20 protein-coding genes are annotated in these 23,334 nt (G+C 73.1%); 8 read left to right on the plus strand and 12 right to left on the minus strand.

The genetic code is table 11. The annotated features are described in order from the left end of the window. Positions 1-23 precede the first annotated feature (23 nt). The 5 genes from AAH979_RS18980 to AAH979_RS19000 form a co-directional block, all read right to left on the minus strand. Positions 24-1,532: an Nramp family divalent metal transporter gene (locus AAH979_RS18980; protein ID WP_346259452.1), complete on the minus strand. Its 1,509-nt coding sequence runs from the start codon at positions 1,530-1,532 to the stop codon at positions 24-26. A gap of 96 nt (positions 1,533-1,628) precedes the next feature. Further along, positions 1,629-2,393 (minus strand): hypothetical protein, encoded by a 765-nt coding sequence (locus tag AAH979_RS18985; protein ID WP_346259453.1) that lies wholly within the window; start codon positions 2,391-2,393, stop codon positions 1,629-1,631. Then, positions 2,390-2,821, minus strand: coding sequence for a sigma-70 family RNA polymerase sigma factor (locus tag AAH979_RS18990; RefSeq protein WP_346259495.1), 432 nt, complete (start codon positions 2,819-2,821; stop codon positions 2,390-2,392). Before AAH979_RS18990 ends, AAH979_RS18985 begins: the two co-directional genes overlap by 4 nt. A gap of 166 nt (positions 2,822-2,987) precedes the next feature. Continuing rightward, entirely contained in the window at positions 2,988-3,758 is a 771-nt protein-coding gene (locus AAH979_RS18995) for a hypothetical protein (RefSeq protein ID WP_346259454.1), read from the minus strand. Positions 3,759-3,994: 236 nt separating this feature from the next. Further along, positions 3,995-4,327 (minus strand): nuclear transport factor 2 family protein, encoded by a 333-nt coding sequence (locus tag AAH979_RS19000; protein ID WP_346259455.1) that lies wholly within the window; start codon positions 4,325-4,327, stop codon positions 3,995-3,997. 88 nt (positions 4,328-4,415) lie between these two features. Between AAH979_RS19000 and AAH979_RS19005 the strand changes: the two genes are divergently transcribed. Together AAH979_RS19005 and AAH979_RS19010 are read left to right on the plus strand one after the other, a co-directional pair. Next, positions 4,416-4,991 (plus strand): helix-turn-helix domain-containing protein, encoded by a 576-nt coding sequence (locus tag AAH979_RS19005; RefSeq protein ID WP_346259456.1) that lies wholly within the window; start codon positions 4,416-4,418, stop codon positions 4,989-4,991. Between the two features lie 330 nt (positions 4,992-5,321). After that, on the plus strand, positions 5,322-8,153 hold the full coding sequence (locus tag AAH979_RS19010) for a hypothetical protein (protein ID WP_346259457.1): 2,832 nt from the start codon (positions 5,322-5,324) through the stop codon (positions 8,151-8,153). A gap of 28 nt (positions 8,154-8,181) precedes the next feature. Here the strand turns inward: AAH979_RS19010 and AAH979_RS19015 are convergent, their stop codons facing one another. Further along, positions 8,182-8,907 carry a response regulator transcription factor gene (locus AAH979_RS19015; protein ID WP_346259458.1) on the minus strand — a complete coding sequence of 242 codons (726 nt, stop codon included), beginning with the start codon at positions 8,905-8,907 and terminating at the stop codon, positions 8,182-8,184. Beyond that, complete coding sequence (locus AAH979_RS19020; protein ID WP_346259459.1) at positions 8,904-10,304, minus strand: histidine kinase; 1,401 nt, start codon at positions 10,302-10,304, stop codon at positions 8,904-8,906. The genes AAH979_RS19015 and AAH979_RS19020 overlap by 4 nt, the downstream gene beginning before the upstream one ends. 130 nt (positions 10,305-10,434) lie before the next feature. Here AAH979_RS19020 and AAH979_RS19025 point away from each other — a divergent pair, with 130 nt between their 5' ends. From AAH979_RS19025 to AAH979_RS19045, 5 genes are all read left to right on the plus strand, one after another. Continuing rightward, positions 10,435-11,334, plus strand: coding sequence for an ATP-binding cassette domain-containing protein (locus tag AAH979_RS19025; RefSeq protein ID WP_346259460.1), 900 nt, complete (start codon positions 10,435-10,437; stop codon positions 11,332-11,334). Next, entirely contained in the window at positions 11,331-12,164 is an 834-nt protein-coding gene (locus AAH979_RS19030) for an ABC transporter permease (protein WP_346259461.1), read from the plus strand. The genes AAH979_RS19025 and AAH979_RS19030 overlap by 4 nt, the downstream gene beginning before the upstream one ends. A 1-nt stretch (position 12,165) precedes the next feature. After that, a complete protein-coding gene (locus tag AAH979_RS19035; protein ID WP_346259462.1) occupies positions 12,166-12,975 on the plus strand; it encodes a hypothetical protein in 810 nt (269 codons plus the stop codon). A gap of 98 nt (positions 12,976-13,073) precedes the next feature. Further along, entirely contained in the window at positions 13,074-14,306 is a 1,233-nt protein-coding gene (locus AAH979_RS19040; RefSeq protein WP_346259463.1) for a serine hydrolase domain-containing protein, read from the plus strand. Positions 14,307-14,438: 132 nt separating this feature from the next. Further along, positions 14,439-15,071 (plus strand): hypothetical protein, encoded by a 633-nt coding sequence (locus AAH979_RS19045; protein WP_346259464.1) that lies wholly within the window; start codon positions 14,439-14,441, stop codon positions 15,069-15,071. Positions 15,072-15,084: 13 nt separating this feature from the next. Here AAH979_RS19045 and AAH979_RS19050 read toward each other — a convergent pair whose 3' ends face one another. After that, entirely contained in the window at positions 15,085-16,257 is a 1,173-nt protein-coding gene (locus AAH979_RS19050) for a hypothetical protein (RefSeq protein WP_346259465.1), read from the minus strand. Positions 16,258-17,203: 946 nt separating this feature from the next. After that, a complete protein-coding gene (locus AAH979_RS19055; RefSeq protein WP_346259466.1) occupies positions 17,204-17,725 on the minus strand; it encodes a hypothetical protein in 522 nt (173 codons plus the stop codon). 606 nt (positions 17,726-18,331) lie between these two features. On the opposite strand from AAH979_RS19055, the gene AAH979_RS19060 reads away from it, so the two are divergent. Then, positions 18,332-18,868, plus strand: a complete 537-nt coding sequence (locus AAH979_RS19060; protein ID WP_346259467.1) for a roadblock/LC7 domain-containing protein — start codon at positions 18,332-18,334, stop codon at positions 18,866-18,868. 99 nt (positions 18,869-18,967) lie between these two features. Here the strand turns inward: AAH979_RS19060 and groEL are convergent, their stop codons facing one another. Genes groEL through AAH979_RS19075 form a run of 3 tightly spaced genes read right to left on the minus strand, consistent with a single transcriptional unit; the run spans position 18,968 to position 23,204 of the window. After that, positions 18,968-21,328, minus strand: a complete 2,361-nt coding sequence (groEL, locus tag AAH979_RS19065; protein ID WP_346259468.1) for a chaperonin GroEL — start codon at positions 21,326-21,328, stop codon at positions 18,968-18,970. Beyond that, positions 21,318-21,830 carry a hypothetical protein gene (locus AAH979_RS19070; protein ID WP_346259469.1) on the minus strand — a complete coding sequence of 171 codons (513 nt, stop codon included), beginning with the start codon at positions 21,828-21,830 and terminating at the stop codon, positions 21,318-21,320. The genes groEL and AAH979_RS19070 overlap by 11 nt, the downstream gene beginning before the upstream one ends. Before the next feature lie 57 nt (positions 21,831-21,887). Further along, the gene (locus AAH979_RS19075; RefSeq protein WP_346259470.1) at positions 21,888-23,204 is read right to left on the minus strand and encodes an MFS transporter; all 1,317 of its coding nucleotides are present in this window, start codon (positions 23,202-23,204) and stop codon (positions 21,888-21,890) included. Positions 23,205-23,334: the final 130 nt, after the last annotated feature.

The raw sequence follows: 23,334 nt of genomic DNA on the forward strand, positions 1-23,334 counted from the left end.
GAGAGGGGACCTCTCCTGACACCTCAGAAAGTGATCAGCGGGTCACCGATGAAGTCGGCGATGAAGTTGACGAAGAAGAAGCCGAAGAACAGCACGTTGAGCACCAGCAGTACGTAGTGCCAGGGACGCGGTCGCGCCGGCCGGGGCAGCCGGCTGTTCAGGTAGATCAGCAGGAACGGATAGAGCAGCGCGCCCAGGTTCGACATGTTGGCCGACCACTGCACCAGGTTGACCGGCACCGCCAGGTGCAGCACCACTGAAATGATCACGAGCAGCAGCAGCATGAACGGGTAGTAGAACTTGCGCGGGTCGCCCTCCAGCAGCCGGCGCAGCCGGGGACTGGTCGCGTGCGCGGCGTCGGTGCTGACCCGCACCATCCCCTCGAAGATCCCGAGCTGGGTGCTGAACAGCACCAGTACGCCGATCAGCAGCATGCCGTAGAACATCAGCGGCCCGTAGTCCGGTTCGAGGGCGGTGGCCACGAAGGTCGGTACGTTCGACGCGGTCGGCGCCTCGCCGGAGAGCTGCACCGCCTGCGCCATCAGGATGGTGGGCAGCAGCATGCCGAGCATCGCGCCGACGAAGAAGATCCCCCACATGTCGATGAGCAGCAGCCGGTACCAGCGCCGCCACCGGGCCGCGTTCGCCGGGTTGTCCGGGAAGGTGACCCCGGTGGCCAGCAGTTCCCGCCGCTCGCCGCGCAGCCCGGAGATGTACCCGGTCCGGAAGCCCATCCCGTAGCCCTTGTCCCGGTAGTGGCCCATCACGTACCAGTTGAGGCCGGAGACGAGGGCGGTGAACCCGGCCAGCCCGCCGAGCTGGGTGGCGGTGATCCCCTCCGGCGGCGCGGCCGGGGTGACGAAGCCCCGGATCCCCTCCCACCAGATGTCCCAGGGCACCACCAGCAACGCCACCAGCAGCAGGGCGAGCAGGATGGTGCTGACCATCACCCAGTTGGCGAGTTCGAGGGCCCGGCTGATCCGCTTCGCCCCGGCGGCGATCAGGAAGACCAGCACCAGCAGGGCGATCGCCCAGAGCCGTGGCTCCTCCGCCCCGGACGGCGGCGCCTCACCGTGCACCAGCGCGTACATGCCCTGGCCGGCCGAGGCCGCCCATCCCCCGGCGATGAACGCGAAGATCACCAGGAACACCGAGAGCGGTACCCAGAGCAGGTAGCCGGGCGGCACCCGTCCCCAGCCGACCACCGGAGCCTCGCCGGTGGCCATCACGTACCGGGAGCACTCGATGTTGTAGAAGGTCTGCAGCACCGCCGAGATCAGGATGACCCAGCCGACTCCGACGAAGCCGAATTGGCCGACCGCCTGCGGGCCGAGCAGCCACTCGCCGCTGCCGATCGAGATGCCCAGCGCGATCAGGCTCGGGCCGAGGGCGTACTTGACCAGCTCTCGGGGGCCGAGCCTACGGACCTTGAAGACCTCCTCGGGCTCGGGAAGGTCGGCCACGGCGAGCGGGGGACGGCTGGCGCCGAGTGGATAGGAGTGGACATCCGGGACCTGTGTCGCTTCCGCCATGAGATGCCTCCTTGGAAGATCCCCCCGGGCATCAATCGTCATCCATCGGAAACCGGTAAGCAATAATCGATCTCTGTCAGCACGCTCCCGGATAGGTCAATCCTGGATCAGATAGTCCACCTGGTTGTTCGACTGGTCGGGGTCGTGCCCGGTGCCGCGTACCGTCACCGTCGCGGGCGTCCGGGCCACCGGGCCGGGCGGTGCGACGAAGTCGAACCGGAACCGTACGGTCGCCCCGGCGGCCAGCGGTCCGGCCGTACACCGAAAGGTGCCGGCGGACCCGGACAGCCGGCACCCGCCGCCCGGCTCCCCCAGTTCCACAGTGGCCGGAGTGGTCACCAGCACGGAGAGTGCGGCGACTCCCGCCGGGCCGGTGTTCTCGACCATGACGAACAGGGTTCCCGCCCGCGAGTCGGCGCTCGGCGGTTCGAACGTCAGATAGCTGCTGCTGGTCGAGACGTCCGCCGCGTCCGGCGACGAGGTCGTCGGGGTGCTGCCGCGCGGCGCCGCACCGGACGGTCGGCCGGTGGTCGTCGCCGAGGGCCGCTGCGTGGGCGCGGTGGACCTGGCCGGGCCGGTCGGGCTCGGCCCGGCGGAGGCGGTGGTCGCCGGAACGGCCGGTGGTACGACCGCGCTCGACTGGCTGGGCGAGGGCCGCTGGACCAGGGCGGTACCGGAGATCGCGGCGACGACCACCAGCACGCCGGCCGCACCGGTCAGCGCCGACTGCCGGACCACCCGGCGGCGCCGGACCCGCGCCCGTACGTCGCCGACCCCTGGCGCCGTGAGGTATGGCCGGCCGACCCGGTCGAACTCGGCGAAGGCGGCGTCGACCGCCCGCTCGTCGTCGAAGCCCGTCATCGCTGCTCCCCCTCCCGCTCGGTCAGCCGGGCGGCGAGAACCGCCCGCCCCCGGTGCAGCCACGACTTGACCGTGCCCGCCGAAACACCTTCCTGGATCGCGATCTCCGCGACGGAGAGGTCGCCGAGGTGGTACTTGACCAGGGCACGGCGCTGGGTGGCGGGCAGTTCGGCGAGCGCCGCCACCAGCATCACCCGGTCCGGGCTCGGTTCCGGCACGTGGCTCTCGCGTTGCCGCCGCGCCCACCGCAGGAAGGTACGGGACCGCCGGAACCGGTTGGTGGCGCGGTTCCAGGCGACCCGGCGTACCCAGGCGGTCGGGTCGTCGTACCGGGAGACTCGGTCCCACCGCTCGAACAGCTCGCAGAAGGCGTCCTGGACCACGTCCTGCGCCTGGGCCAGATCCCCCGTGTACGCCCAGAGCTGCATGGTCAGCGGGTGGAACGTCAGCGCGTAGAACTCCTGAAAGGAGGCGACCTCCGGCCCGGCCCCACCGCCGCTCCCGGCGACGGCCCCGCCGCCCGGCACGCTCGGCGTGGCCGGACGGCAGGAACCCTGGGGCGGATCGGCACGGGAGGTCACCAGAGCGATAGTGTCAGGCACGGTAAACCAGGAAGATGCGGCGATTGTCGTCCGGCCCGAGATCCCGGTAGATCTCGCCACGCTTGCCGCCGGACCAGACGTCGACCAGCCACCGGGAGGTCCGGCTGTCCGCGCCGTCCTTGGCGGCCGGCGACTTCATGCCCAACCGGTACACCCGGGACTGCCCCGGCGCCAGATAGCCCTTCTCGCACTTGGACCCGGCCGGGAAACCGGCCCGGGTCGACCGGAGCGGGGTGCAGCCGGACCAGTCGCCGCCGTCCGCCGTCATGCTCGCCGGCACCTCGACGATGAAGGTCAGCCCCCACACCGGCTGCGGTCCGGTGTTCCGGACGGTCACCGTCAGGTCGCCGTGCCGGACGCCGCCGACCGGTGACCTGAGCCGCAGGCCCGGAGTCTGCGCCGACAGGTCGGTGATGTCCTCGGCCGGGTCGTACGACGCCGGTGGCTTCGGCGTACCGGTCGGCCGTGCCGGAGCCGGCCGGCGCGGGGTGCTCGCCCCGGTCCCGCTCTTCCTGGGTGGCCCGGTCGGCGCGGCCGTCGCGGGGCTACCCGTGCCGGTCTCCCCGACCGGCGTCGCCAGTACGCCGGTCGGCCCGGCCGTCACCGTCGGTGCGCCGCTCGGCCCGGCGGTCACCGTCGATGCGCCGCTCGGCGCGGCACCGGAGCCGCAGCCGGCCAGCGCCACGGTCAGCGCGGCGGCCAGCAGTACCGCCGGCATCGCCACCGGGTGGCGTGGGCTGGTTCCGAACCCGATCTTTCGCATCGGTCCCCCTCGAAGCTCGTGTCCGGGCTCCTTCGTCGGCCCGGTCGGGGCATACACATCCGTCCCCGGGTCGCGGTTGCACCCGATCGGGGCGGAGTTGCCGCCGTGTCGGAGACCCGACGAACCATTGACCACAACCGGAGCACGGCCGAGGCCACAGTGGACAGTGTGGTCGAGGGGGGCGGGAGAGGGCGAGCAGCGCTGGTCGTCGACGAAGATGCGGGGGCGGGCCCCGGTCAGGGGGCGATGCGGAGTCGCCGGATCGCCGCGTCGTCGTACTCCTCGAACCGGAAGCGGAGCCCGGCGAACGGGCTGCCGGGGAAGTCTCCGGTGATGGTGGCAGTCACCACCGTCCCGGCCGGGGTCTGCTCGACGTCGGTGATCTCGTAGCTGACCAGTGGCACCTCGCCCCGCCAGCGGCGGATCTCGGCAATGCCGCGGTACGTCTTCCCCTCGTCCTCGACCACGGCGTCGTCCGCGAACAACCCGAAGTAGGCCTCGGTGTCCGGCCGCGAGGCGTACGCGAAGTACCGGCGGATGATCTCGGGGGCGGCGTTGGCGCTGGTCACGATCGACCTCCTGAGTTACTTTCAAGGTAGAAGCTAGTAACTTCTAAACTAGCATCAACTCGACGGCGGCTCGACGGGAGGCAGACAGGTGGCAGGCAAGATCAGACTTGAGGACCGCGAGTGCCCGCTCTCCACCGCACTCGGGCATGTCGGCGAGTGGTGGACGCTGCTGATCCTGCACGACGCCTTCGACGGCTACACCCGGTTCGACCAGTTCCAGGCGAACCTGAAGATCTCGTCCAGCATCCTGACCAGCCGGCTGAAGACCCTCACCGACAACGGCCTGCTGACGCGCCGCCGCTACCAGACCCGGCCGGACCGCTACGAGTACGTCCTCACCGACCTCGGCCGCAGCCTCCGGCCGGTGGTGATCGCGCTGGCCGCCTGGGGCAACTCCCGGCTCCGTCCCGAGGAACGCAGCATGATCCTGGTGGACCGGGCCACCGGCGTAGAGGCCGACCCGGTGGTGGTGGACCGGGCCACCGGCCGTCCCCTGGACGGGCCCGACTTCGTCTTCACCGCCGGCCCCGCCGCCAGCCCCGCCATGCGCGCCCGGTACGCCGGCACGACCCCACGCCGCCCCACCCCGCGCCCCCCGACTGACGCACCCGTCCGAGCGGGATCGGAGGCGGCACAGACGGGGCAGCTCGACAGTTCCCGATGACGGGGTCGCCCCGTCGGCGCGACACCCCCGTACGGCTGCGGTCCGGCGGAGGGAAGCGGCCCCGGTGCGGAACCACTGGTACGGGCGGGACGCGACCACCCCAACGAGGCCCCCGAGAACGGGCATTCCGGACCACAGCCGTTACCACGATCCCTAGCCTGGAGGTGCGGGTTTTGTCACGAAAGGGGACCGAGCCGAGACTCATCGGTGGCCGAGATGCCTCATCGAGCAAGAAGAACGTCGCACGGTATCCAACGGTCCGAGCAGTGGGAGCAGCCAACGCCCCGGCGGATCGGCAGAGAATCCCGGGCCGCGCCCGCCGTACTGCCGATGCCCCGGACCGGACGGGCGCTCGCCTGGCAACTCCTCGGCACCCTGGCCCTGCTCGCCGCGCTGGTCTGGATCGGCCGCGCGCACCTGCGAGCCGGCCGCCCGGACACCTGGCTGGTCAGCCCGGTGGACGGCCTCGCCATCGCCCTCGGCGGCGACGGGCCGCACCCGATGCGGCAGCGACTCGGGCTACTCCTGCTGGCCCTGATCTGCTTCGCCGCCTGGCGGCACCGGCGCCGGGTCCGGCTCGCCTACCGGCCCGGGCCGGTGGACGTGCACGAGTTCACCGACGCCACCCCGGACCGCAGCGCCCCGGTCGACGACCTGAAGAGCCAGTTCTGCCAGCGGCTCTCCGAGACGCACATCTATCCGCCGTACGCCGGACCCGCCGACCCGCCACCCGAGACCTTCCTCGACGTGGCCAGCGGGGTGGACCCGCGCAGCGGGCACCCGCTGGCCATCCTGCTCCAGATGCTGCCCCGGCTCTGGCCGAAGATCGGCTACCGGGTGACCGGGGTGTTGCAGGTCCGGGCCCAGGAACCCTGCTACGGCGTCTCCGCCACCGTCACCTCGTTCCTCGGCGGCGGCCGCAGCGCGATGACCACCCAGTGGGGCGGCACCTGGGAGGAGGCGACCCGGCGGACGGCGTACTGGGTGCTGGCCACGATCCTGCCGGTGACCCGGCTGGCCCGGGCCGCGCCGTGGCGCAACTGGTGCGGCCGGGAACTGCCGGCGGCACTCTTCGCCGCGTACAACAAGGGCAAGGAGTTGCAGGACCGGCGGCAGTTCGACGAGGCGCTGCGCTACTACGGCGTGGCGCTGGGGCTCGACCCGTTCAACGCCGACCTGCGGGTGATGGTGGCCAGCGTGCAGGAGGAGATGGGGCTCTTCCTGGACGCGCTGGACACGTACCAGTCGGCGCTGGTGCTGCGCGAGCAGGGCGGCTGGTACGACGACCACGTCTGGACCACCCGCGCCGACCGGCTCCGCCACCTGCCCCGGCACCTGCTCGGTACGCTGCGCTACCTGCGCCGCCGCCCCGACTCGATCAAGCTCCGCTACCAGTACGCCTGCACCCTCGCGTACACCGAACGGACCGTGCACCAGTGGTTCAAGCAGGACGGTGTCGGCGACCGGGAGAAGGTACGCCGCCAGATGCGGCAACGCCTGGAGAAGGCGTTCGTCGACCGGTACTGGCCGGTGGTGGTGACCTTCGCCGACGCGCCCGGTGAGCCGGCCGCCAAGGCGTGGCTGCGCCGGGTGCTGCGGGAGTTCCCGGAGGCGACCCGGGTGGTGTTCCAGATCGCCGCCGCCCAGGAGCTGTATCGGCTGCGCGAGGACACCGTGCTCGCCTGGTTCGTCCGGGCCACCCGGTCCGAGGTGACCCACTCGGCGCTGCTGCTGCTCCGGGACGTCTGGGCACCGCTGCGGCTGGCGAAGGCGTGGCACGACTGGGCCGCCGCTGGCTGGCAGCCGGCGCACCGTCCTGCCGCGACCGGGCTGGCCGGGCGGTCCGGTGACGGTGACGGCCGAGGGCGGGTCGGTGACGGCGGAGAGCCGGCCGGTGACGGCGGAGAGCCGGCCGCGCCGGTCGGCCCGTTCGACGACGGGGGCTGCCTCGCCGGCTGGTGGCGGCGCGGCCCGCGCACCCGGGCCCGGACCCTGAGCCGGGAGTGGCCGTGCGGGGGCGTACTGCTGGACCGGGCGATCCGGCGGGCGCAACGCCGGCGGTGGCCGAGACACTCGCTCCGGTCGTTCGACTTCTACAACGCGGCCTGCACCTACGCCTTCGCGCTCAAGGGGTACTTCCCGGAGCTGGAGCGGACCGCTCCGGCGTACCTGTCGGCGGCCGGCCGGGCGCTGTGGCGGGGCCGCCGGCTGATCGCCGACGCGCTGCCGCTGGCGTACGCGCCCCGCTGGCACCGCCGGCCGGCCGCGCCGCCGGCCGCCCCGACCGGTCCGGTGGCGCCGGAGCCGACCCCGCACCCGTTGCCGCGGCCGGTCGCGCCGCTCGTGGCGAAGGCCGTGGAGCAGTTGCGGGCCGCGCTGGCCTGCACCGAGAGCGGGGTCGCCGCCGACCGGCTACGGCGGTGGATCCTGAGTAGCGAGCCCGATCTGGCGCCGCTGCGCCGGTTGCAGGACTTCGGGTACTTCGAGGAGGAGGTGTACCCGAGCCTCAAGGTGGTGCTGCCGCGCCCGGACAAGGTGATCAACTCTCGGATGTCGGCGTACGCCAAGGAGCTGCTCTGCCAGGGTGCCGTACTCCTCGAACAGACCTGGCACGACCGGGCCCTGCCGCCGCAGACCGCCGACCCGCACCAGCTCATCCGCTGGCTCGACCTGGACGCGGAGACCTGGGACACGCTCTGCCGGATCGCCCTGGACCACGCCCGGTACTGGCGGGACCGGGCCGAGTTCATCCGGCTGCTGCGCGAGGCGGTCGACCCGATCCGGATCGCCGAGGCCCGGTTCCCGCCGGCCATCCCGCGCTACGACGACCTCTGCCTGGCCGGCGCCGACCGGCTGGTCGGGGACGGCAGCCGGGCCGAGGAGAACATCGAGCGGCTGGCCCGGCACAACATCGCGCTGGTGGACCGCCGGCTCAACGCCATCTACCAGACCGTCGCCGAGCACGCCGGGGACGGCAGTCTGCGCGCCCGACGCCGGCTGGCCGAGCTGGACTACCGGGGCGAGCCCCTGCGCGGCGACGAGGCGCAGGGCATCTGCACCCGGCAGGCCGGGCGGTGGCACCAGGTTGCCGAGCGGATGCGCGAGACCGGCCCGGTGGTCGACACCAGCGGCCTGGACGTGCTGCGACTCCAGGAGCGCTGACCGAACCGCCGGCCCGCCATGCGCCCGGTCAGACCAGCTCGGCGTCGTGCACGAGCAGGGCCACCTGGACCCGGTTGGTCAGCTCCAGCTTGGTCAGTAGCCGGGAGACGTACGCCTTCACCGTCGCCACGCTCATGAACAGCGCGGCGGAGATCTCCGCGTTGGACCAGCCCCGCCCGATCGCGACCGCGACCTCCCGCTCCCGGGCGCTCAGCCCGGCGAGCAGGCGTACCGCGCGGTCCCGCCGGAGGTCGGCGTCCCGCCGGGCCGGCGTACCCGCGCCGGTCACGTGCGCGATCAGCTTGCGGGTGACCGTCGGGGAGAGCGTCGCCTCGCCGGCCGCGACCCGGCCGATCGACGCGACGATCTCGGCCGGCGGGGTGTCCTTGAGCAGGAAGCCGCTGGCACCGGCCCGCAACGCCCGCAGCACGTACTCGTCGACGTCGAACGTGGTCAGCACCAGCACCTCCGGCGGGTGTGGCAGCCGGCGCAGCGCCTCGGTGGCGGCCAGCCCATCCATCCGGGGCATCCGGATGTCCATCAGCACCACGTCGGGGCGGTGTGCGGCCACCGCCGGCAGCACCTCGCTGCCGTCGGCCACCTCGCCGACCACCAGCAGCTCCGGCACACCGCCGAGGATCATCGACAGACCGGCCCGGACCAGCGCGTCGTCGTCGACGATCAGCACCCGTACCGGACCGGCCGGCGGCTTCGGCCGCGATCCCGACACCGGATCGGCGTGTCCCCCGCTCACGATGGCCACGGTAGCCAGGCCGCCAGCCGGAAGTCACCCGAGTCGGTACGCCCGTGCTCCAGCCACCCGCCGAGCAGCGCAATCCGTTCACCGAGCCCGACCAGGCCGGTGCCGGTACCCGGGATCCGGGGTCCGGCCGGCTGGCCGACCGGCCACCGGTTGCGTACCTCGACGCTGAGCCCCAGCCCCGGCCGTCCCCGCGCGGTCACCAGCACACTGGTCCCGGGGGCGTGCTTGCGGGCGTTGGTCAGCCCCTCCTGCACGATCCGGTACGCCCCCCGCCCGACCCCGGCCGGGGCGGTCTCCGTGCCGGTCAACTCGGTACGCAGGTCCACCCGCATGCCCGCCTCCCGGGACTCGGCCACCAGGGCCGGCAGGTCGTCCAGGGTCGGCTGCGGCCGCTCCGGCGCCCGGGCCGGCGGAACGGGCGGGTCCGGCTCGCCGGCCGCCGGCAGCGGCACCGGCGGATACGGCGGGTCCGGCGGGTACGCCTTCGGCGCCGCGCCCCAGCCGCCGGAGACCGGCACCGGCTCGACCGCCTGCTCCTGCTCCGCCCCGCCCTCCGGCGGGTCCTCCCGGAGCACGCTGATCACCTCGCGCAGGTCCTGCAACGCCTGGTGGGCGCTGGTCCGGATCACCCCGGCCGCCCGGGCGATCTCCTCCGGCGGCGCGTCGGGCCGGAACTCCAGCGCCCCGGCGTGCAGGCTGAGCAGCGAGATCCGGTGTGCGAGCACGTCGTGCATCTCACCGGCGATCCGGGTCCGTTCCAGCCGCCGGGCCGCCTCGACCCGCAACCGCTGCTCCGCCTCCGCCCGGTACGCCCGGTCCCGCCAGGAGAGCACGAGCTGCCGTCGGGCCCGGATGAACATCCCCCAGGCCAGCACCGAGGCGGTCAGTACCCCACTGAGCGCCATCCCGATCCACGGCCCGTCGGCCGGGTCGGGATTCCGGTACTCGTAGAGCACCGCGACCCCAAGGTGGGCCGCGACCAGCGGGCCGGCCACCGAGAGCGGCCGGTGCACCACCAGGGTCAGCAGGATGATCAGCGTGGCGATCCCGGACGGGGTGGAGAAGAGCGCCACCGGCAGGGCGGCGGCGGCCAGCGCGACCGGCCAGCGGCGGCGTACCCAGAGCGCGAGGCAGAGCGCGGTGCTCAGTACCGCGTCGATCGCGACCGCGAGTTCCGAGTCGGCCCGGTCCGCCACCAGGGTCGGCTGCGGGCGCAGCACATCCCAGAAGGCGATGAACGCGTACCCGGAGGCGATCAGGAAGCAGATCGTGTCGACGATCCAGTCCCGGGTCGACCGGCGGGGCCGGGGACGGCCGGTGGCCAGGTCGGCGGTCAGGGTGGCCGGCAGCAGCCAGGGATGCTCGGGGCGCGCCGCCACACCAGTCATCAGCCCACTGTACGAACCGGCGCCGGCACCGGACACCGACCAAAGTCGAGGTCTCGAAATAGCCGAAGGTCGCCGGGGATGGACTCCGGGCCGCAGCGCCCGACCGGCCGGCCCCGGCAGGCTCGACCGCATGATTGCCGTCGAACACCTGACGAAACGGTACGGCCGGCACACCGCGGTCGACGACGTCTCGTTCCGCTGCGAACCGGGCACCGTGACCGGTTTCCTCGGCCCGAACGGGGCCGGCAAGTCCACCACCATGCGGATGATCTGCGGTTTCACCCCGCCGACCGCCGGCACCGCCACGGTCGAGTCGGTCGACTACCGCCGGTTGCCGAACCCGGGCCGGCGGGTCGGGCTGCTGCTCGACGCCGGTGCGCAGCACCCGGGCCGGTCCGGGCGGGAGACGTTGATGCTCTCGGCCCGCACCATCGGGGTCTCCCGGCGCCGGGTCGACGAGTGCCTTGACCAGGTCGGGTTGAACGCGGTCGCGGCCCGGCGACGGGTCCGGGCGTACTCGTTGGGGATGCGCCAGCGGCTCGGCCTGGCGCAGGCACTGCTCGGCGACCCCCGGGTGCTGATCCTGGACGAGCCGGCGAACGGCCTCGACCCGGAGGGGATCTTCTGGATGCGCGGCCTGCTGCGCGACTTCGCCGACCGGGGCGGCACGGTGCTGCTCTCCTCGCACCTGCTCCGCGAGGTCGAGGCGGTGGCCGACCGGCTGGTGGTGATCGGTGCCGGCCGAGTGGTCGCGCAGGGCAGCAAGGACGAGTTGCTGGCCGGCGCGGGCGCGCTGGTCCGGTCCCGCGACCCGGAGGCGCTGCGCGGCGCCCTGGACCGGGCCGGGCTGCCGGTGCGGTCCAGCACCGACGGCGGCCTGCTGGTCGGGGCCGACCCCGGCGCCGTCGGGCAGGCCGCCGCCGACTCCGGCGTGGCGCTGCTGGAACTCCGGCCGGCGGAGAGCGCCGGCCTGGAACAGATCTTCCTGACCCTGACCGCTGGCGACTCCGTCCGGGAGGCCGTGAGATGACCATCGACGCCACCTTGGGTACCGACACGTCGCCGCGCACCGGGGCCGACCGTGACTCCGGCGCGCACCGCCCGGACGGCGCCGGCCGGCCGACGCTGCTCCGGCTGACCCTGGTCGAGCTGCGCAAACTCGCCGACACCCGGGCCGGCTACTGGCTGTTGATCACCATCGGCCTGGTCGCGGCGATCATCGTGGCCGTGCTGCTCTTCACCGCGCCCGACCCCGACCAGCGGTTCGAGAACTTCTTCGCGCTGTCCCAGATCCCGGTCGGCATCCTGCTGCCGATCCTCGGCATCCTGCTGGTCACCAGCGAGTTCTCCCAGCGCACCGTGCTGACCACCTTCGCGCTGGTGCCGCAGCGGCACCGGGTGGTGGCCGCCAAGCTCGGCGCCGGGGTGGTCGCGGCGCTGATCTCCGTGGCGGCCAGCCTGGCGACGGCGGCGGTCGGCACCGTGCTCGCCGGGCTGGCCGGCGACGGCGGTTCCTGGTCCACCGACGGGTGGGCGTTCGCCGGCGCGGCGGTCTTCCAGGTGGTCAACGTGCTCCTCGGCATCGCGTTCGGCCTGCTGCTCCAGAGCACCCCGCTGGCGATCGTGCTCTCCCTGGTGCTGCCGATCGCCTGGTCCACCCTCGGTGGGATGATCGAGCGGCTGCGCGGTGCCGCCGAGTGGCTGGACACCGGGCTCACCACGGCCGCGCTGGTCGAGCCGCCGAACCCGGGGCACCTCGACGGCGGCCAGTGGGCCCGGCTCGGTGTCTCGGTCGCGGTCTGGGTGCTGGTGCCGCTGGTCGGCGGGCTGATCCGGACGGTACGCCGGGAGGTGTCCTGAGGTGACCGCCGACGCGACCCCGCCGGACCGCACCCGGACGCCGTACCGCGCCCCCGCCCCGGGCCGTATCCCGGCGGCGGCGCCCGGCGAGCCGACGGTGGTGGCCGAGCCGGCCGGCCGGGTGGCCCTGGTCTGGATCCTCTGCCCGCCGCTCGGCGCCGCCCTGCTCTGGCTGGTGCAGTTCTCGGCGGGCTGGCTGGCGTCGCTGCGTTGGATCCCGATGCGCGGCCCGTTCATGCTGATCGACGCGGTCGACGAGCCGTGGGCCACCGGTGGCGCCCTGGTCCTCGGCACGCTGGGCGGGCTGCTCCTGGCCGGGATCGCCGCTGCCGAGCGGTTGACGGTCACCGTCGCCGCCGACGGGGTGACCCTGGTGCGGGGCACCGCCACCCGGCGGATCCGCCGGGACGAGATCACCGGGGCGTTCCGGGACGGCAAGCGGCTCGTCCTGCTCGGGCCCGCCGCCGAGGAACTGGCCCGGGAGCCGTCGGACCTGCCGGCCGACCGGCTCCGGGCCGCCTTCGAGGCGTACGGCTACCGCTGGTACGCCGACGGCGACCCGTACCGGACGGACTTCCGGCGCTGGACCGACGGCGGCCCGGAGCTGCCTCCCGGGGCGAACTCGCTGCTCAAGGCCCGGCAACGGGCGCTGGACAAGGGTGACAAGGCGGACGTGGCCGAGTTGCGGAGCGAACTGGTCCCGCTCGGCGTGGTGGTCCGGGACGAGGGCAAGCGGCAGTACTGGCGCCGGACCCGACCACCCGGACAACCCGGGGACGGATCGGTCGGTCGGCCGGCGGAGCCCGGCTGACCAGGTGGCCGACCGTGCCGGCCGGGGGCCGGGGTGTGCCGTGACCGACACCCGGAGGTCGTTGCCGCCCTTTCCGAGCCGGCAGTATGGTTCCGCGAATGAGCCTCCAGCGCAGCGTCGACCCTGACCAGGTCGGCTTCGACCCGGCGAGGCTGGCCCGCGTCGACGACCACTTCGCCCGGTACGTCGACGCGGGGCAGTTGGCCGGTTGGCAGATCGTGGTGACCAGGCGGGGCGAGATCGCCCATTCCTCGACCTACGGGATGCGGGACCGGGAGGCGGGGCTGCCGGTCGAGTCCGACACCCTCTGGCGGATCTACTCGATGACCAAGCCGGTCACCTCGGTCGCCGCGATGATGCTCTGGGAGGAGGGCCGGCTCCAGCTCACCGACGAGATCAGCCGCTGGCTGCCGGAGTTCGCCGACGTCCGGGTCTACGACCGGGGGTCGGCGCTCAAGCCGTACACGGTGCCGGCGGTCGAGCCGATCCGCGTCTGGCACCTGCTCACCCACACCGCCGGGCTGACCTACGGCTTCCTACAGACCTCGGTGGTCGACGGGCTGTACCGGGCCGCCGGGTACGACCTCTATCCCCCGTCGCACTTCGACCTGGCCACCGCCACCGAGGGCCTGGCCCGGCTGCCGCTGCTCTTCCAGCCCGGCGCCGCCTGGGGCTACTCGGTCGCCACCGACGTGCTCGGCCGGCTGGTCGAGGTGGTTTCCGGCCAGTCGCTGGACGTCTTCTTCACCGAACGCATCCTCCGCCCGCTCGGCATGACCGACACCGGCTGGTGGGCCGAGGGCGCCGACGCGGACCGGCTGGCCGCCTGCTACGCCGCGCACCCGACGACCGGCCAGGCGGTCCGGTACGACGAGGTCGGCGCGCTGGCGCGTACGAAGCCGGCCCTGCTCTCCGGCGGTGGCGGCCTGCTCTCCACGGCGGCCGACTACCACCGGTTCACCCAGTTCCTGCTGCGCGGCGGAGAGCTGGACGGGGTACGCCTGCTCGGTCCGCGGACGGTCCGGTTCATGACCCGCAATCACCTCCCGGAGGGGCAGGACCTGGGGCGGCTCTCGACCGGCGGGTTCGCGGAAACCACCTTCGACGGGATCGGGTTCGGGCTCGGCTTCGCGGTGGTACTCGATCCGGTGCCGAGCCGCACCCCGAGCAACGCGGGCGAGTTCTACTGGGGCGGCATGGCGAGTACGGCGTTCTGGGTCGACCCGGTCGACGAGGTGACCGCGCTGCTCTTCACCCAGCTCGTCCCCTCCAGCACCCATCCGCTCCGTGCGGAGCTGCGCCAGCTCGTCTACGCGGCCCTGGTCGACTGACCCGGCCCATCCGGCGGGTCGGCCCCGCGTCCCCGTACCGACAGGCGTCGGGTCCAGAAGGGCCGCTCGCCGGGCCACCGGGGTTGGCGGGGCAGGGGTAGCGTGGTTGATCGAATCCGGGGGAGGTTCGCCATGGCGATGAGGGCGAAGCGGGTGAGTCTGCTCGACATCGGGCTCGACTCGTCGTTCGACGCGGCGATGACGTTCGTCCAGTCCACGTTGCAGAACATCAACGCCGAGCACCAGCAGCCGATCGTCGACATCGACTTCGTCCGCTCCCGCGACCCGGACACGGTGCTGACCGCCTTCACCGCCTCCTGCGACGTACTGCACGTGATGGCGCACGGCGACCACAGCAGTACCCCCACCTTCGCCAGCAGCGACGGCCGGACGAAGATCTCGCTGGAGGCGCTGGGCGAGGAGGCGGCCGCCCGGGGCCGGGGCATCTCGGCGCACGCGATCCTCGCGGACGGCTGCCGGACCGGCACCGGCGCCTGGCAGAAGGCGGTCCGGGACTGCCTCCAGGACGAGGTCACCTACATCGGCACCTCGGCACAGATCGGCTGGCACGAGAGCGGCGTCTTCTGCTCCGCCTTCTACGGCGCGCTGTTCCGCAACCGGGGCCGGGGCATGAGCCCGGCCGAGCAGGCCCAGGACGCGGCCGAGCGGGCGATCGAGGCGTACACCCTGCTCACCGACCGGCACTGCCCGTTCCGGGTGCTCACGCTCAGCCCGAGCCGCTGGGCCCGGATGGCGCTGGCCTGATCCTGCCCGCCGGTCATGCCGCCGATCGGGGGGTCGTCGCCCGGGAGAACCGGCTCGACCCGCCGGCCCGGCGGGTCGGGGCGGGCAGCCGGGAGGTGCCCGGCGGGGCGCCGACCGCCTGCTGCCAGTGTTCCAGCATCGGCAGCAGGTCCCAGCCGACCTCGCGCCGCCGGGACGCGGCGGCGGCGCAGCGGGCCCGCCAGCTCCACTCGCCGAGCTGCCCGGACGGCCCGGTCAACTCCGCGCGCAGGTCGAGCAGCACGTCGACGGAGTGCCGGAACGCGGTTCGGCTCCGTTCGCCGTCCGGCCGGTCGAGCAGCCAGCCCAGGCCCCGGCCGGCACAGGTCGCGCAGTCGCAGTGCCACATCCCGTTGTCCGGGTACCGGCGCATGGTGGCCTCGATTTCGGGCAGCGGGGCGTACGACAGGCATTGCCGGACCACCGCCGACGGTCGGGATACCCCGACCGGTGGCCGGGATCCGGCGGGCCGGCGCGGATCGAGCCGGCGCAGCGCGGGTTCGGTGCCGATCGCCACCGCGGTCGCCCCGGAGCAGAGCACTCCGAGCACCGGCAGGTCGGCCCGGAGCACCAGCACCGGTACGCCGCAGCCGAGCAACTGGAGCAGCCCCCGCACCGTACTGGCCGGGGTGAACGGGTTCGCCGACTCCTCCACCACCACCGCCACCGGTACGCCGACCGCCGCCACGTAGCGGACCAGGGTCTGTCGGGCGATCCGGTCGGCGAGCCAGCACGGGTGCATCGGCAGCAGCGCGATGGCGTCACCGAGCCGGGCGGCCCGTTCGAGGATCCCGGCCAGGCCGGCGGTGTCGTCCCGGTCCAGGTAACCCGAGTCGGTCAGCACCGGCAGCCCGAGGTCCCGCTGGCAGTCGATCCACCGCGGGTCGAACGGGGCGGTTGCGGGCAGCCGGCCGTCTCCGGCGTACCGGGCCGCGTCGAGCAGCACCGGCCGGCGGTAGTGGTCGACCTCCCGCAGGTGCCGGGCCCGGCCCAGGCAGCCGCGCAGGTTGCCCCGGTCGGCGGTGACGACCAGGCCGCCGCCGCTCCGGTCGGCCACCTCGGCCGCCTGGGTGACCTGGCTGGTCCGGCAGTGCAGCAGCAGGCTGCGGTCGAGATCCCCGATCCGCCGCACCGTTCCGCCCGATCGCCCGTCAAGGTCCCGCGCCACGAACCCTCACCCCGCTGATCGTCGTCAAGACATTGATCACCATGAGTGCTTAGATGGTAACTTGACGCAACCGAGAGAGGTAACCGGGGTGCAATTCCTTTGGCAGATTGCGGAAAGTGCCTTGGCCACCGCGACCGGTTCCGGTAACGGAACCCCGCGCCGCCCGGGTGGACGCGCAACTCCGCGCCGACGGGTGACTTTCACCCTCGGCGTGGCCCGCCTCTCGGATCTTTGCGGAAGACTATCGAGCCGCGAGACAGCTATGCGCGACCAGCCCGGACGGCGGTCGGCTCAGAGCACCATCTCTCGCCAGCCCGGGCGCCCACCTAGCCAGGCATCCGCGAGGATGCGCGCGGACGCCTCACCGGGGCACTGTTGCACCTTCGAGCGCCCTTGGGCGCCCCCGACCTGGGCCTCGACTTCCCATCGCTGCCCATCCGTACGAATGTAGACGTCGCGCCGTGAGCGCGGACCCCGATCGCCGTTCCACCAGTGCCGCTCGACTCTCACCCGGTCACGGTATAGCACGGAGAGACCTGCTGGATATCCTCAATAACCAAACCTTGACCTCCCGGTTATCGTCCGGGCCCCGCCGGCGGCTGCCGAAGCCGGACCGATTAGGTGCCGGAGGGTCGGCACCGGGGCGGGCTGGGCCGGCCGTCAACTACGGGGGAAGGTGACGGCCGTACTGCGGGCGCCCGCCCCGGGGCCTGTCCGGGTCGGCCACCGACGACGTCGCGCCGGTGACCGACCTCCACCGGCCCGCCCCCACGTCGGCGGAGGGCGGCCCGCCGGCGTCGGGTCGCGCGGCGGACCGACCAGCGAAGCATGTCGTCGCCCCGGGTCCCGATGTCGGACAATCCGTCCGCTTAGCCCGAAACCACCGACGACGGCCCGGCACCGCGCACGGGCGTCTCCCGGAGCCGGTCCCGCACCGGGCGGCCCGTCATCCGCCGGCCGCCCGGAGAATCTCGGTACGCCCCACCGGGGCCGGCCAGACCTGCAACAGGTAGTCCTCCACCCGGCCGGCGACGGGCCGGCCGACGCAGAAATGCCGCCCCCGGGCGTGCACCCGGATCCGGTAGCTGCCCGCGCCACGGAAGCTGACCCGGGGAAAGTCGGTACCGCCGCCGCGCGCCGACCGGACGTGCGACTGGCCGACCTCGGTCCGGTACGAGATCTCGACCGCGTCGTCCCAGCCGGCCGTCTCCGCCGCCGGCCGTTCGGCGTGCAGCTCGACGGTGAGGTTGACCCAGCCGCCGCCGCAGCCGGTACGCACCAGCATGGCTCCCTCGGTCACTCCCACCAGGCCGTTGTCCCGGGCGTTGGCCTGCCAGTGCCAGCGTGGCGGCGGATCGGGATCGGTCAGGCAGAAGAAGGACCGGGCGACGCGTACGACCCCGGCACAGACCCACATCGCGTCGGTCACCCGGTATTCGAGCAGCGACCCCGCCCCGAGGGGTATCAACGTCGCTCACCCGTTCCACGTAGGGCGGTGATGGGCAGCACCGCGCTTCTCCCCGCATCAGCGCATCAGACAGTTGTATTCGTAAATGTCTTCCCTTGCACTCTGACACAGCACCTCGATGCCGTCCACTCGCGTCCCGTGATGACCTGGGAAGCGCACGTGCATTTGCGGTTTGCAGACGCCACGTGCAATCACACTCCGTTTTGGTCACTGTGCGCAGTGATGTGATGCGTAGAACGACCGCCCATGCCGCGCAACATCGGTCGTATCGCCCTGTTCCCTCGCGGACGGGTCAACAGTAAGTTAGCTGCACAGACAAATACCTGTCTCGCGAGATGCAACTTGCACCACGGCATGCCACTCTCCCCCGAGGAGCAACTCGCGCGTCAGACCGGCCGCCGCCCACATTCGCCGTCCAGCGGTGACGGCACTACGGGCAGTGACGTTCACACCAAGAATGGAGGCGCTGTCAGTGGCGAAGCACCAGCTGATCCGGCCGCTGAGTTCCCGCGCGGGCAAGGAACCCATCCGTCATGCTGCTCCGGCCTGCCCCCAGGTTGACCTCGCATCCGCCCCGCGCCACGCGCGCCAGGTCGAGGAGCGGTGATGACCGTGACGCAGTTCCAGGACGCCAGAGGGGACCTGTTCGACAGCCCGCTGCCCCGGCGTTCTCCAGGGGCCCGGCTGGACAGCGGCGGCGAGGAGGCCCTGCCCGAGAGCGCCTTCGACCAACCGGGTCCCGGCGCCGCCGGCCAGCCCCGGTCCGGCCAGTCGGCCGTACACGCCGAGTTGGGTGTGCTCCGGGACCGGGTGCCCGGAGTACGCGGTGCCGTGCTCGCCGGCATCGACGGGCGGCTCCTCGTGCACGACCTCACCGCCGGCCCCGAGCCGCTCGACCTCGCCGCGCTCGCGGCGACCACCTTCGGGCTCGGTCGGCAGTGCGGCCTGACGCTCCAACAGGGTCCGCTGCGCGAACTGACGGTCCACAGCCACCAGGGCTACTTCACGGTGTACGGGGTGAGCGACCAGGTGTTGCTCGCCGTGCTCGGCGACGACCGGTTGAACGTGTCGTGGCTGCACCTGGAGGCGGGACCGGTCGCCGAACGGATCGCTGACCTGCTGCACGTCGGCGGCACCACGTAGCAGCATGGGCTGGGGCCGGCGCGGGGCAAGCCCTGCGCCGGCCACCCGCCAACTCCCGCTCCACCCGCCGGCCGAATCCCCCACCGGCCCCGGACGCGGTCAGCCGATCATCAGGTAGCGGGTCACCACCCCGGCCGCGGCGGTGACCGCCTGGCGCAGCGTCGCGGCGGCGTCCACGATGCCGGCGTCCAGCGCGGTGACGTACGTCCCGGCCACCACGTCGAAGGTGACCCCCGGACCACGGCGGCACAGGTCGGCCGGTCCGGCCTCCGGGTCCCGCCCCGCGTTGCGCATCAACTCCTCGTACGGCGCGACCAGCGCGTCGACCACCACCGCGTAGCCGAGCGCCTCGTCACCGCCGGGCGGCAGCCGGGGCCCGATCCGACCGGCGACGGTCAGCAGGGCCGCCCCGCCGCCGGGGACGAGTCCCCACTCGACGGCCGCCTTGGCGTTGCGTACCGCGTCGTCGATCTGCCGCTTGCGCTTCTTGAGCTGCCCCTCGGTCGACTCGCCGACCCGGATCACCGCCACCCCGCCGCCCAGCCGGGCCAGCCGCTCCCGCAGCAGTTCCCGGTCCTGCCCGGCCGCCTGCCGCGCCAACTCGGCCCGCAGCCCCTGCACCCGGCGCCGGGCCAGGTCCGGATCGCCGGCCCCGTCCACCAGCGTGGTGTCCCGGCGAGTGGTGATCACCTTTCGGGCACCACCCAGCACCTGCGCGGTGGCGGCGGCGAGCCCGCCCTCGGCGTCGCCGACCACCTGCGCCCCGGTGAGCAGCGCCAGGTCCGCCATCACGGTGCAGCGCTCCTCGTCCGGCCAGGGCAGCCGGACCGCGACCGAGTTGAGGGTGTGCCGCATCTTGCCGACGATCAGCGCGGTCAGGGCGGCGTCCCGGACGTCCCGGGCGAAGACCGCCAGCGGCCGCCCGGACCGGCCGACCTCGTCCAGCAGCGGCTGTAACTCCGGTACGGCGGAGAGCCGCTGGTCGACGATGAGGATCGACGGATCGTCCAGCACGGCCTCGGCCTCCTCGGGGTCGGTCACGAAGTACGGCGAGACGTGCCCGGCCGGCACCCTCGTCCCCCTGGTGAGTTCGAGTTCGAGCCCGAAGAGGTTGCTCTCCTCGACGATCACCACGCCGTCCTTGCCGACCCGCTCCATCGCAGTGGCCAGCAGGTCGCCGATCACCTCGTCGCCGGAGGCGATCGTGGAGACCATCCTGAGCTGCTCCTTCGTCTCCACCGGCACCGCCAGGTCGCCGAGTTCGGCGAGGACCGCCAGGGCGGCCGACTCGATCCCCCGGCACAGCGCCACCGGGTTGGCGCCGGCCCGCAACGCCGCCGAGGCACCGTCCAGCATGGCCTGGGCCAGTACCACGGTGGTGGTGGCGCCGTCGCCGACCCGGTGCCGTACCCCCTCCACCAGTTCCCGGACATAGCTGGCGCCGATCGCGTCCCGGGTGTCGTACGCGGTGAACAGCCGCACCACGCTCGCCGCGTCGGCCAGCTCGTGGTAGGCGCCGGAGGCGTCCTCGACCAGTACCCGCCGGCCGAGCGGCCCGAAGGTACGCCGTACCAGATCGGCGCCGGCCCGGAAGCCGCGGGCGACGATCGCCTGGTGCCGGTTGAAGTTGCTGGGCCGGGGCACTGCCGCGACGGTCTCCTTGACCACCCCGCCCGGTCGGCCCTCGCCGGTCCCGGGCAGGTTGGCCGTCGGCGGGACGGTGGCCAGATAGATGTGCGGCTCGGCGTTGTACGCGCTCCACTTCGGCTTCTGGTCCGGCCGGCGGCGGACCACCCCGTCGTGGACGTACCGGAACAGCTCGTCGACGCCGACCCGGCCGTCGCCGTCCAGGTCGGCACCGCCGGTGGCCAGCCCCTCCAGCAGCACGTCGGTGAAGATCGAGCCACGGGGCGCGGACTCGACCAGGCCGTCGGACTCGAAGGCGTACTCGTAGCTATCGCAGGCGCTGATCACCACGTACCCCCGGCCGACCTGGCCTTCCAGCGCACCCTGCGGCGCGCCCTTGAAGCCCTCGGCGAACGCACCGGCGAAACAGCAGTCCAGCACCAGGACCTTGGCGGCGGCCCGGCACGCCTCCAGTTGCTCGTTGAGGAAGGAGCGGGAGATGGCGGTGCTGGCCGGTCGGGTCCGCACGGTGTTGGCGGCGGCGAAGTAGAGCCGGTGGAACGGGTCGACGATGCCGTGGCAGGAGAAGTAGAGCAGCACCAGGTCGTCGTTGACCCGGTCGGTGAGCAGGTCCTCGATCTCCCGGCGTACCTCCTGGTCGGAGGCGTCCTGCAGGGTGCGCACGGTGAAGTTGCCCACCGACGGGTCCTCCAGCACCGCCGCCAGCCGTTCCACGTCCTGCTCGGGAGCCCGGAGCTGGTCCAGCGACGGGTCGTCGTACTCGCCGACCGCGACCAGCAGCGCGTAACGGCCGGCCGGCGGGTTAATCCGCACCGGGGCCGGGGCCGCTCTGTGTCGGCGGCACGCCGAGCCACTCGACCACCATCTGCTCGGTGTCCTCGCTGGGTGCGCTGATCGTCAGGGTGCGCCGGCCGTCCCGCAGGGTGATCCGCCGGGCGGCGCCGCGTTCGAGGAAGGCGACCGCGACCTGGGCCAGCGCCGCGACGGTGCTGGCCGAGAAGAGGCCGGTGACCACGAGCTCGGCCAGTGATCCGGCGGCACCGCCCTTGCGGGCGAACGCGCCGGTGCCGCCGAACCCGCCGAGGTCGGACAGGTCGCCGCGACCGGGCACTCCGCCGAGTTCGGGCGGTGCGTGCGGGTCGGGCGGCGTGTCGGGATCGGGCGGGACCGTCGGATCGTCGACACCGGGCCGGACGACGTGCAGGATCGTCCGGGTGTGCAGCTCCCGAGCCAGCGCGGAGGCGGATTCGGCGTCGCCGCGCGCGCTACCGGGGACCGGCCCGGAAACCACCAGGGTGAGCACACCAGCATTCATAGAGTAATGGTGTCGTAACCATGAGTAATCTCCTGTCGGGTTACCGACACTGTCCCGTCAGCCTGCTGACACCGGTGCCCCGGATCGTCCGGCCAGCGAAGTGGTGGGGGCGGCGGGCGCGTCCGGCTCGCCGGGCTGGCCCGGGCGGCGGCGCAGCAGGATCGAGAAGACCGCGGCGGCGGCGCAGAGCGCCCCGGCGGCGTACCAGGCCAGGGTGTAGCTGCCGAGCTGGTCCCGGATCAGCCCGGCGCCGGTGGCCGCCACCGCCGCCCCGACCTGGTGAGCGGCGAAGACCCAGCCGAACACCACGGCACCGCTGGCCCCGAAGTACTCCCGGCACAGCGCCACCGTCGGCGGCACGGTGGCCACCCAGTCCAGCCCGTAGAAGATCACGAATACCAGCATGCTCGGCCGGGTCGAGCCGCTGAACAGGCTCGGCAGCACCAGCAGCGACAGCCCGCGCAGCGCGTAGTAGCCGGCGAGCAGCACCCGGCTGTCGAACCGGTCGGTCAGCCAGCCCGACGCGATGGTGCCGGCGATGTCGAAGAGCCCGACCAGGGCGAGCAGGCCGGCGGCGGCGGTCTCGGTCATCCCGTGGTCGTGCGCGGCCGGGATGAAGTGCGTACCGACCAGGCCGTTCGTCGAGGCGCCGCAGATCGCGAAGCCGCCGGCGAGCAGCCAGAACGCCGGGGTCCGGGCCGCGGTGCGCAGCGCCCGGAGCGCCCGGGAGGCCGCCCCGCCGGTCCGGACCGGCGCCGGCACGACCTCGGTCGCACCGTAGGGCGGCAGGCCGAGATCCGCCGGGTGGTCCCGGAGCAGCCACCCCACCAGGGGTACGACGGCCAGCGCCGAGCCGGCCACCACCAGCGCGGCGGTCCGCCAGCCGTACGCCTCGACCAGGTTCGCCAGCAGCGGCAGGAAGACGAGTTGCCCGGCGGCGCCACCGGCGGTGAGTACCCCGGTAACCAGTCCCCGGCGCTTGACGAACCACCGCCCGGTCACCGTGGCCACGAAGGCGAGCGCCATCGACCCGGTACCCAGCCCGACCAGCACGCCCCAGCAGAGGATCAGCTCCGCGCTGGTCCGCATGAACACGGTCAGCCCGCTGCCGGCGGCGACCAGCGTCAGCGCGGCCGCCACCACCCGCCGGATGCCGAACCGGTCCATCAGGGCGGCGGCGAACGGTGCGGTCAGCCCGAACAGCAGCAGGTTGACCGAGACCGCGGCCGAGATGGTGGCCAGCGGCCAGCCGAACTCCGCGTGCAGCGGATGCAGCAGGACGGACGGGGTGGCCCGGAACCCGGCGGCGCCGACCAGCGCGACGAAGGCGACGGCGGCGACCACCCAGGCGGGGTGCAGGCGGCGGGAGCTCACCCGACGAGTCTGCGGGCCGGCGGGACCCCGGACGAGTGGCCGGAAAGCCATGATGCGCAAGAATTGGGCCAACACGACGGAAGAGCGGAGCAGCGGGTGACCATCATCACGCCGGCGGGTACGCCGCCGG

Source organism: Plantactinospora sp. ZYX-F-223 (genome assembly GCF_039649625.1).
Lineage (GTDB): Bacteria > Actinomycetota > Actinomycetes > Mycobacteriales > Micromonosporaceae > Plantactinospora.

What these genes read in the sequence shown, in the direction of transcription:
- AAH979_RS18980 (WP_346259452.1), bottom strand. Translation starts at nt 1,532, where the DNA reads ATGGCGGAAGCGACACAGGTCCCGGATGTCCACTCCTATCCACTCGGC.
- AAH979_RS18985 (WP_346259453.1), bottom strand. Translation starts at nt 2,393, where the DNA reads ATGACGGGCTTCGACGACGAGCGGGCGGTCGACGCCGCCTTCGCCGAG.
- AAH979_RS18990 (WP_346259495.1), bottom strand. Translation starts at nt 2,821, where the DNA reads ATGCAGCTCTGGGCGTACACGGGGGATCTGGCCCAGGCGCAGGACGTG.
- AAH979_RS19025 (WP_346259460.1), top strand. Translation starts at nt 10,435, where the DNA reads ATGATTGCCGTCGAACACCTGACGAAACGGTACGGCCGGCACACCGCG.
- AAH979_RS19010 (WP_346259457.1), top strand. Translation starts at nt 5,322, where the DNA reads ATGCCCCGGACCGGACGGGCGCTCGCCTGGCAACTCCTCGGCACCCTG.
- AAH979_RS19045 (WP_346259464.1), top strand. Translation starts at nt 14,439, where the DNA reads ATGGCGATGAGGGCGAAGCGGGTGAGTCTGCTCGACATCGGGCTCGAC.
- AAH979_RS19030 (WP_346259461.1), top strand. Translation starts at nt 11,331, where the DNA reads ATGACCATCGACGCCACCTTGGGTACCGACACGTCGCCGCGCACCGGG.
- AAH979_RS19020 (WP_346259459.1), bottom strand. Translation starts at nt 10,304, where the DNA reads ATGACTGGTGTGGCGGCGCGCCCCGAGCATCCCTGGCTGCTGCCGGCC.
- AAH979_RS19070 (WP_346259469.1), bottom strand. Translation starts at nt 21,830, where the DNA reads ATGAATGCTGGTGTGCTCACCCTGGTGGTTTCCGGGCCGGTCCCCGGT.
- AAH979_RS19040 (WP_346259463.1), top strand. Translation starts at nt 13,074, where the DNA reads ATGAGCCTCCAGCGCAGCGTCGACCCTGACCAGGTCGGCTTCGACCCG.
- AAH979_RS19060 (WP_346259467.1), top strand. Translation starts at nt 18,332, where the DNA reads ATGACCGTGACGCAGTTCCAGGACGCCAGAGGGGACCTGTTCGACAGC.
- AAH979_RS18995 (WP_346259454.1), bottom strand. Translation starts at nt 3,758, where the DNA reads ATGCGAAAGATCGGGTTCGGAACCAGCCCACGCCACCCGGTGGCGATG.